The sequence below is a fragment of the Cryobacterium luteum genome (assembly GCF_900110125.1).
Lineage (GTDB): Bacteria > Actinomycetota > Actinomycetes > Actinomycetales > Microbacteriaceae > Cryobacterium > Cryobacterium luteum.
Window position 1 is genome coordinate 1 of sequence record NZ_FOCN01000039.1, and the last position, 9,802, is coordinate 9,802.

Below are 9,802 nucleotides of genomic sequence, written 5' to 3' on the forward strand. Positions count from 1 at the left end.
GGACTCGCCGCTGAGCGCACCCGCGCGGTGAACGCACTCACCGCATTACTTCGGATTATCGACCTCGGCATCGACGCCCGACGTCCCCTCGGAGCACGCAAGATCGCCGAGGTCGCGCGCTGGCGCACACGAGAAGAAGCCCTTGCCGCGACCACCGCGCGCACAGAAGCAATACGTCTAGCCAAACGCATCCTCGAGCTAGACACCGAGCTCGGCCAAAACATGACGCGTATTAGTGACCTCGTCGCAGCGAGCCCTGCAGCCGAGCTGCTGGAAAAAACCGGTATCGGCCCCGTCACCGCAGCCAGAACACTCGTCGCGTGGTCCCACCCGGGCCGGGTCAAGAGCGAAGCCGCTTTCGCCGCGATCGCCGGCGTGAATCCAATTCCCGCATCATCAGGCAACACCACACGGCATCGACTAAACCGTGGCGGAGACCGCCAACTCAACCGTGCCTTGAACATCATCGCGATGGTCCGAATGGTCCACGACCCGGGAACACACGACTACGTCGAACGCCGACGCGCTGAGGGAAAGACTGACCGAGAGATCCGCCGCATCCTCAAGCGCTACCTGGCCAGAAGCATCTACCGGCACCTCAACACCGCGTCAGCCACAAAATTGGGGGTTGACGAGATATAGAAGCTTCATAGGGGCCCCCTCATCCGCTAGGCCGCGCCAAGTACCGACTTGGCCCTCGCGCGGGAAGTTTGCACAAACCTGGGAAACTTACAGGTGGTGCCCTAGAGGAGCCCGGGGACAACGCTCCGCTACCGACTAACCCGGAATCCTTGCTCATACGCTGGATCGATACCGACCAAGCGTGAAGCGACCGCCGTGACTAAACTGTGCAGCAGCCTCCACGATAGTGAAACGCGCTATCGGGACACCGATCGGATCGTGCGATTTGCGTTCAGAGCCCGGCCGTGACATGTGCCCCAGAATTTCGAAACAGGCGGCCCGTATCAGGAACCCCCGAAGACAGTTAGGCTTCCTTACGAAATTTTCGGTCGGCGCGGGAATGAGACAACGCCGCAAAGTCGCCACGGCCACGGCTAGGTCCCAGCCCGTCCTGGCAGCAACGGGCCGCTCGTATCTGCTTCACCGCCAGTGACGCGACTAATTCCGATCCTGCGAACGGCTTGCGAATTTTATCGACTCTGAGGCAAGTGCTGCATAAAACTCCCGAGAGTAGCGAGATATGTCCCAGCGAGTTGGGCCGGACGCTCGAGTTAAGAACTCCTCCGCAAATAGCGGAAGATCGTCTAGAACCTCCCTAATTGCCCGTTCCAAATCCGCACTACTTTCAGGAGCGGTGAGTCTACTAGCGGATGCGCCATCGAATAGTTGAGCGATGCCACCAACGTCACTTGCCACCGTCGGTATTCCTAGGACGCGCGCCTCCATGAGCGCAACAGGCAACCCTTCGTACAGGCTGGGGTGGGCAATTATATCCGCCACCGCAGCCCACTGCCAAGCGTCAGCTTGCCTTCCCAATAGGTGTACACGACCAACGAGACCCAAGCGAGATATCTGCTGCTCTAGAGAAGCTCTCTCATCGCCCTCTCCGACTATGGCTGCGTGGATATTGCTGTCGCGGAGTTCCGCCACGGCATCGAGAAGAAACCGGTGTCCTTTCAAAGCGACAAGGCTGCCCACCGCTACTATAAGGCGTTGGGATGACTTGACACCCAGCGACTCTCGCATGCCCAAGGCTACATCGAGTGACCCTTCCACCCACAGGCGCATTTCGGCTTGATCTACGCCGGCCAAAATAACCAGCTTGCGACGAAAGCCTCTTGTCGTCACAGCCCTGGAAACATCATCACTAACAGCGATACATAAGTCGGCGTATCGATTCCAGACTAGGCCAAGGCTCAAAGTGAGCCACGAGTATTGTGTGGAATGGGCTACTTCAATGATTGGAAATCGAGCTCCTCGACAAGCTGATTGCGCTTTCACGATTGATGCAGGAAATGGTGAGTGCGCGACGAGCACTGCCTCCTTTCCTTGACTACCTAGATAACGAACTAACTCAATGCTGCTCAGAATTCGAGAATTACTCTTAGTGTTCAGAACTGAAACGCCGAGCGCCCTGAACTGTTTCTCGTAATAGTCTTGGCGAGGATAAGTGTTGATAACTGTAATGTCTGCGGGAGCAAGAATCCCAGCTTCGATTGAGTGCTTAAGACGACGAAATAGGAGCGTCTCCGCGCCTCCAAGACCCAAGCCCCTGACAACCTCAATAATTTTCAACACGTTCCCCAATTCGTCTTTCGTAGACCAAACGGCCAGTCGCGCGCCGGCACTCTTGTGACCACGCCGAGACGACCTACATTTGGTACTGCCACTGCAACCCCGAGTCGCTTCTTGGCCATGGGGACTACCACGTGCACCAAAAAATTTCTCAGTCTCTCAGTGGTGCCCTGTCTCGCCGCATAGATACGTGATGTGCCACGTTACCTCACTCTGCGCCATCTCCTGCAATGGCCCTTCGAAGAAGCCCCAAGAGCAACATTTCAGCCGCGATCCCTGCGCTGCTCATATATTTACGGTGGACGTCGCAACGGACACTAACTAGTTGCCATTGAGGAAACCCGCTATGGCATAACCGCAGCCAGCTACTTTTCCGGTGCGAAGCTGACCATTAGATTCTCCCTACTCTGGATTCGCAGCGATCAGTAAAAACTGTCTGGAGTAATCCGAGACTCGGATGCGCTCGTCGTCTGGGAAACTCCGAGGTCCAACGTTAGAAATATCGTGTGGAGACCCGCAGACTTTAAGCGTGGATTCACCTACTGCGGCGAGACATGCAGCTGCAGCCGCGAGTTAGTCGCTAAACCACTATCGCGCAGTATGTCTTGCGAAATGGTGAAGAGGAGCCGGTCCAGCCCGGCGGCGATCGCCGTTAGCGACTGATGTACGGGAAGTCCGCGCGAGAATTTTTTTGCTCATGGATCGACAGCCGGGACGCCGATCGAGGCTTCGTGTCCGTGTCCGAATTCCGCTCAACTGCCTGAGCCACCGGCAGGTAGTAGACCCGGTATCTCAGTTAGTGCATTGAAATTTCTCAGCAACTTGCCCTGCGCGCATGCCGTAAAAAAAACATCTATTGCTTCGGTAGCCTTGGCCACCGGTTTACTTTTTCTCCTCGCTCCGCGGCCACACCGCTGTGTCCGGCTGTCGGTGCTACGGGTCTACTTTTCAAAGAGACTTAGAGTCTTACACACATGACTGAAACAGTACGGCGCTCCTCTGAGCAGTATGCCCGAGTAGGAGAATATGAAACGGCCAGCTGCAGTCTGTCGCAGATTCGTTTTGGAAGCGAAGGGTTGAACGGCATATCTTGATAGTGTCCACGGCTGCCGAGCGGCTCTCAGTTTCTTACGCTGAGCCGCCCTGCTCAATTTTACGCACTCAAAGACTGGCGGAAAAGCCGGGGATTGCACGGTAAGTTTAATCCGCAAGTGTCGGTTGTTGATGCGAAAGTGCGACTGAGCGAGGTACGCCGGTGAGGACCGCCGCATCCGTGCGTTTTAAACAAGGGGGGCATCAGATGCCAGATTCAAGAGCGCTCTGCGTGAGTATAATTGCCCCGATCTATAACGTGTCAGTATATTTGGCTCCATGCGTGAAGAGCATTCTTTCTCAGTCACATTCGGACCTTGAAGTTATTCTCGTCGATGACGGCTCCACCGACGGTAGCGGAGACATGTGCGATCAGTTCGCTCTCGAGGACGATCGAGTGCGAGTGATTCATCGTACCAACGGTGGCCTGTCTGCGGCGAGGAACACCGGTATCAACGCTGCGACCGGCAATTTTATACTCTGTGTAGATGGAGATGACGTCATCTCCGTCAACCATGTTGCGAGACTGCTCGCGGTTTTCGCAGCCCAACCGAAAGTCGACATTGCTGTTGCGGACTTCCTCGCCGTTGAGCCAGCCAACACCTATCCGGCCGCGGGGACTCTTTCTCGCTCAGCGCCCGAGTATCTGGAGCGCGAAGATGCCCTTGTGCGCCTTTTTCATCAGCGCGGAGTTACAAACAGCGCTTGGGGCAAGCTGTATCGGTCCGAACTCTTTGATGGGATCCGTTATCCGGTCGGCGCTCTCTACGAAGATCTTCCCGTCACCTATCGACTGTTCGCTCGTGCGCGCCTAGTTGCACTCACTCACGACTGCACTTATTACTACGTACAGCGTTCAACGAGCATCACAGCGCAAAAGCAGCTCAACAAGCGGATGGATGCGATTCGATTCGCTTCCGAAGCAGTGGACAATGTTGCTCCATTCGGCGATCGAGTGATGCGTGCCGCCCGATCACGAGCTTTTATGGAGAGTGTTTTCTATTTATCAGATCTGCCGTCGTCGTCGGAGACGAAGTTGCTTGACCCCGCGATCACAACACCCGTACGCAACTTTCGTCATGAAGTCCTGCATGATCCCGAAGCTCGGGCAGATACCAGAATATTCGCCTTCGCTGCTTTTTTCGGCCTCCGGGTAATTTGGGCGCTTGCCTTTTCACGAATTTTGATTAGCAACTACGCGAGACGGCACCGGAAGTTTTAGGGATATGTTGAGACTGAAAGTCTTCATGGCACGCGTCTACCAACAGTTCATGACCGCTGTCGGGCGTGAACGCATTGAGCTCGATCGATCGGTGACTAACGCCGTTATCATGTTAGCGCCGGACTATGGAAACATCGGCGATCTTGCCATCGGATATGCACAAGAACGTTTTCTTGAGCGCTTCGATCAGCCCTTCCATGTCCAAAGTGTGCCCATACGAAAAACGTATCGGGTGCTGCGTAGCTTACGTCGACAGCTGAAGACAGATGATATTGTCTTTTTAGTCGGCGGGGGAAACATGGGGGACCTCTATCCGCGATTGCAGCTCGGGCGGGAGTTCATCGCACAATATCTCCGAGGACACCGGATTATCTCGTTTCCTCAGTCGATTATTTATATGGACCGCCCCGAACGCAAAGCCTCGGCAGCGCGAGAAGCCCGCGCGCTTTCAAAATGCGGTGGTTGGCTCACACTCTTCGCTCGTGAACGCGAAAGCTTATCAGTGATGCAAACGACCTTCTCGGGATACGTTGGGTATGCGCCAGACATCGTTTTATCCCTTACTCCAGATTTTCAATCGATGCCCAGGGAATCACGTGAAGGTGTCCTTCTCGCTCTTCGCCACGATGCAGAGCGCGCACTCAGCCCTTCAGATCATCAGGTCATCAGAGACGTGGCCGCGATTTTCGGCGCAACCATTGACCGGGATCACGGTGTGCCGGACGCAGAGGTGAATAGGAACGACACTCATCGTCTTCCGCTCAGCACATTAGAGCTATATCGTCACTCTTCTCTTGTGATAACGGACCGCCTGCACGGCATGATCTTTGCGGCTATAACTGGAACCCCCTGCGTTGCCCTTCCAAACACAAACCATAAGGTCACAGGCACTTACACGGATTGGATTGCAAAGCAGTGCGCATACATAACCATGCTTGACCGCGTAGATGCGAAGTCACTAGAGATCGCAGCGCGCGAGGTAACGAGCGCGCTCGCCGTACAAAGTTACAACGAAGTGAGATTTGACTACAGTGCCCTGACGCGAGTGATTCTCGCTCAAGCCCGCCTTCGATGATGCCCAGTCGGACGACACGCAATCCTTCTGCTGAGGGCCGCAGGCGCCAATCACCGCTGGTTGGCTTCAGTCAGATTCTGGCCGGGACAGCTGTAGGACAAATAGTTACGTTTCTAGCGATGCCTGTTCTCTCACGGCTCTATGCTCCCGAATTGTTCGGCGTTCTTACCTTCGCGCTTTCTATCGTCGCGGTCCTCGTGCCGGTTGCCCTTCTCGGCTTCGATCAAGCGGTCCTCCTTCCCCGCGCCGATTCTTCCGTCACGCCAATCGCGACCGCAGGAGTTTCGTCCTTGGCCGTTGTCTGCTGTATCCTCGCGTGCCTCGTGCTTTGGAGTCCGTTGACGTCGACAATCGATTCTGCAACTCGTCCATTCCTGGCCTGGTCCCTGCCAATTTTACTTTTTGTGACAGGCGTCGTCTCGCTGCTTGCTCAGTTGGCCATTCGAGCGGGTCGATATGGCAGTATCGGGCACCGAAATACGGCTCAGTCAATCGCTATAACAGCATCCCAATTCGCGTTCATCAACACCACTCGGTTTTCTGGCTTCAACGGTTTGGTGACGGGAACCTTGATTGGGACCTCACTTGGAGCTGTTCTTCTATCGCCATATGTAAAGCGATATGCGCATTCTTTTACCTTAAGACAGTGGTTTCAATCCGTGCGTCGATATTGGCGATTTCCACTAATCTTCGCTCCGATGACAAGCCTGACGCTCTTAGCCCAGCAGGCTCCAGTCCTTTTCGTTATCTACTGGTTTGGCGTGTCGGACGGTGGCCAAATAGGGATGGCGGAACGCATTGTTGCAGTTCCGCTGGCGCTCGTGGGTATGGCCGTCAGCTCGGTCTTCACCGGAGAAATTTCTCAGGCAATTCGGACTGATGAGCGCCACATGGTACGAATTTACCTGAAAACGTCAATGTGGCTCGGCGTTGCAAGTGGTTTGGTCGGTCTTGGCTTGTTTTTCCTAGCGCCCATCGTGCTCCCTTTGTTTTTGGGCACTGGTTGGCAAGGAGCAGCTCAAATCGCGCAGGCTATGGCAATCGTCGCGACTACTCGAATGCTTGCCAGTCCAGTCCGCAGCGTGTTCCGGGTGCTCGAGCGTGCGCGGATTCTCGTCACGATTGAACTCTCGCGCGCCGCATTTCTCGTTATCACAATTGCCTTTGCGACCACCAGCGACTTGGACCTGCTCGCTAGTCTCACACTGATATTTATAGCTCTTGCCGTCGGGGATTTGATCTCTTGGTTTTGTGGGCTCGTCGTTGTCTGGCAAGCGAATAGCGGAGTCGCAACTATCCGCCGTTAACCGACTTGTGAACCTCGAACGGGGAATCGTATCGAGATTACGCCGTTGGGTAGCATTCGCAAATAGTAGTTGGCGATGTTACGGAAAGAGCGGGCGCTGTTTTGGCGAAGTTTGACGAGGCTGCGAACGAATAACGATAACGCGGAATTGTGCATTGACGACGTTTTTGCAAGGTTGCTCTTTTCGACCTCGGCCGGCAATTTGGCGACGTGCATGTGATCGTAGTCGACAAACAGTTCTCAGCTAGCGTGGATGAATAGGCGTTAGACCGTGTTGGGGTATGCGTTGAATGACGTGCTCCGGCATCACGGCAGTTATCAGATGGTTGCCGATCGAGTGTCGCTGCTGGCGGATGGTAGCGTTAACCTTAACCTTGCACCTGATTTCGACGCGCTGCTGCCGGATAGTGTACGGCGTCGTTGCGTGAGAACTTCGGAGAAAACTTTCAATCCGTTGGTAACTGTAAATCCTGCTCAAAGAACGTTGACTAGTACCCCAGCTCGGAGAGAAAGGCTGAACCGGCATGGCGGTTGCGAGATTAAAACAGGCGTCAGCGCGCGCTAGCCTGGTGGCCAGATTTCCCCTGTACCTGTACATGTTTTACGTGATCTACACGCCCCCTTTCGGTGTTGAGTCGCCGATATTCAAGTTAGTGTTGTTGGGAACAGCTCCTCTTGTGTTGGGTGCTTTCTACTCGTTAAGTGGGGACCCGTCGGTTCGGCGGATGTTATTCGCTAGGCCAGTTATGGCTCTGATCCTGAGTTTTCTCGCTGGTAGCTTCTACGTCGCAATTGTTATACTTGCTTCTAGACAAAATGTAGTGAGTTTCGACGAGCTACGCATCGTCCAAAATAGCGTTATCGTATTAGTTGTAATAAATGTCTTATTTATAATTGACCTTTTAGCAAAAACGGGTCACGACTGGATCAAGTCTTTCGAAGTAGTGTTGTTGCTCGGAAGTGCACAGGGAATGTTTGCAATCCTGGGAGCAATAATCCCTGCTGTGCACGATATCTCACGAAAATTCTACATCGCAGCTGGCGGATCGAACTCGTGGGTAATTCAGGACCGGATCTACGGGATTTCTTCCGATTTCACCTACGCCACACAGATTTATCACGCTATCTTGGCTGGCTGTGCGCTTTACTTCATGATCCGAGACAAGCGCCCTTATCTGACGCAGATTATTCTCGTGATGGCCACGAGCCTGCTCAATGGCCGGACGGGCCTGTTGGTCTTTGCAGCAATGTCGAGCATCATTATTGTCACCGTATATCTTTCGCGCTTCAATCTCCCCGGCATGCTTCTAAGCGTTGCCGTCGTGGTTATTGGTGGAACGCTTGCATTTGGCGCGATGGGCGAGTACGCCCCTGCAGCGTATCGACAGTTGATGGCATTCTTCTCTGATACTGAAACTCTTTTTACCAGCAATGAATACACGGGGAACTACAGTGTGCTAGTTCCTGAACTGATGAGGGTGCCTGAGGGTAATGACTTGTTATTTGGGGAAGGCGTCCGGCTCTACACGCAAGCACGCGGTGAGCGAACAGACATTGGGTTCACTAACGATTTATTCGTTGGCGGCCTGATATATGTATTTCTGGTGTACATCGCCTTTATCGTATTCTTGCGGCGCACCCTCAAAGGACACCCTGTACTTCTGTTGGCGCTCCTCGTGGCTGCGGCGATTGCGAATTTGAAGGGCGAGATGTTCCGCAGCACCACACTGCTGTTTGTATTTGTTTTTGTCCCTATTCTTATTTCTTATAAACCGTTGCGCAGAGAATTCTCGAAGGGGAATGCGCGAGACGCCAAAGGTGTTGCAAACGGCGCGGCAGAATGAAATATGCTCCAGTAATCTAGGTCGATTTCTGTTAACATATGGAGGCATTTCACAGGAATATCTCGGTGCCCAGATATTTCCACATGGACGGTGGGTCCAGATTTCGCTCCCCAAATTTATGCACTCTGTTGGTTTGTGCCCGTATGGTGAATTGAGACAGAGGTAAGGAGAATCGGTTTTATGGCTAATCGTCGAAAATTTGAGTATTTGATCCCTTGAGCCACCCGATCGTGCGGTTCAGAGCCACCGTTCCTGCCGAAGAAAGCCAGTGGTGGTGCGGTTGGGGACCACGGTCAAGGGTTCGACAGCACAATCTTGGCCATCGCGGGCGCGTGGGATACCCGCTCTTTAGCGCCCGGCGGATCCTCGAAGGGTCCGACCGAAGCCATCAACGGACGGCTGGAACACCTTCGCGGCACGGCCTTGGGCTTTCGAAATCTGACGCACTACATAGCCCAATCGCTCCTTGAAACTGGCGGATTCCGCCCCACTTACACTTCTCTCTCTGCGAAGAGCCACTTAATTGTTCATACGTTGAACTGAAGGCTGCTCCTCGTGGCCGCCAGCGGGCCGTTCTTTATGGCCATTGACACACATGGCCCTGCGTGAAGGCAAGACCTTGCAGGCGGCTCGCAACCACATCTGTTAACGCCGACCGAAAATAGGGCCAGTATCGCCTTGGGTTCTACTGGTCGTTGCAACACCCAGACTCTTGGGAGTTTGTATGACCACGTTAAACCCGACCAATGTGGCGAGTAGTCCGACTCGGTACGGTTAGTCCACGTTGTTGGTACTGCCGTTCCACGCTGTTGGTACTGCGGTCATCTGCATCTGGTCCCGTTGAAAGGACGGCAGCACGACGGGTGTTGCCGATTCCTGACGGAGGGGGCATTGATGGCGAGCTACAAAGCCATAACAGCGTTGGTATTCGAGGGCCGCAGCTACGACGAGATCGCAGGTCTGGTGGGGTGTTCACGCCGGGACATCTCAATGGTGAAGAAGACCAT

6 protein-coding genes and 1 pseudogene are annotated in these 9,802 nt (G+C 54.2%); 6 read left to right on the forward strand and 1 reads right to left on the reverse strand.

All coding sequences use genetic code 11. The features are described 5' to 3' along the window. The coding region (locus BMW72_RS17590; RefSeq protein WP_139175930.1) for a transposase at positions 1-642 on the forward strand (642 nt) is incomplete at its 5' end. 477 nt (positions 643-1,119) lie between these two features. On the opposite strand, the gene BMW72_RS18540 is transcribed toward BMW72_RS17590, so the two are convergent. Further along, positions 1,120-2,259 carry a glycosyltransferase gene (locus BMW72_RS18540; RefSeq protein WP_134450428.1) on the reverse strand — a complete coding sequence of 380 codons (1,140 nt, stop codon included), beginning with the start codon at positions 2,257-2,259 and terminating at the stop codon, positions 1,120-1,122. 1,297 nt (positions 2,260-3,556) lie between these two features. Between BMW72_RS18540 and BMW72_RS17600 the strand changes: the two genes are divergently transcribed. The 5 genes and pseudogenes from BMW72_RS17600 to BMW72_RS17620 all read left to right on the forward strand — a co-directional run. Beyond that, the gene (locus BMW72_RS17600; RefSeq protein WP_092112888.1) at positions 3,557-4,570 is read left to right on the forward strand and encodes a glycosyltransferase family 2 protein; all 1,014 of its coding nucleotides are present in this window, start codon (positions 3,557-3,559) and stop codon (positions 4,568-4,570) included. 4 nt (positions 4,571-4,574) lie between these two features. Continuing rightward, a complete protein-coding gene (locus BMW72_RS17605) occupies positions 4,575-5,645 on the forward strand; it encodes a polysaccharide pyruvyl transferase family protein (RefSeq protein WP_092112892.1) in 1,071 nt (356 codons plus the stop codon). Further along, a complete protein-coding gene (locus BMW72_RS17610) occupies positions 5,645-6,952 on the forward strand; it encodes a lipopolysaccharide biosynthesis protein (protein ID WP_277871558.1) in 1,308 nt (435 codons plus the stop codon). The genes BMW72_RS17605 and BMW72_RS17610 overlap by 1 nt, the downstream gene beginning before the upstream one ends. 820 nt (positions 6,953-7,772) lie before the next feature. Further along, positions 7,773-8,795: a hypothetical protein gene (locus tag BMW72_RS17615; protein WP_134450429.1), complete on the forward strand. Its 1,023-nt coding sequence runs from the start codon at positions 7,773-7,775 to the stop codon at positions 8,793-8,795. 360 nt (positions 8,796-9,155) lie between these two features. Beyond that, positions 9,156-9,338 (forward strand): annotated as a pseudogene (locus tag BMW72_RS17620) (transposase); the annotation flags it as partial. Between the last annotated feature and the right edge of the window lie 464 nt (positions 9,339-9,802).

What these genes read in the sequence shown, in the direction of transcription:
- BMW72_RS17610 (WP_277871558.1), top strand. Translation starts at nt 5,645, where the DNA reads ATGCCCAGTCGGACGACACGCAATCCTTCTGCTGAGGGCCGCAGGCGC.
- BMW72_RS17600 (WP_092112888.1), top strand. Translation starts at nt 3,557, where the DNA reads ATGCCAGATTCAAGAGCGCTCTGCGTGAGTATAATTGCCCCGATCTAT.
- BMW72_RS17605 (WP_092112892.1), top strand. Translation starts at nt 4,575, where the DNA reads ATGTTGAGACTGAAAGTCTTCATGGCACGCGTCTACCAACAGTTCATG.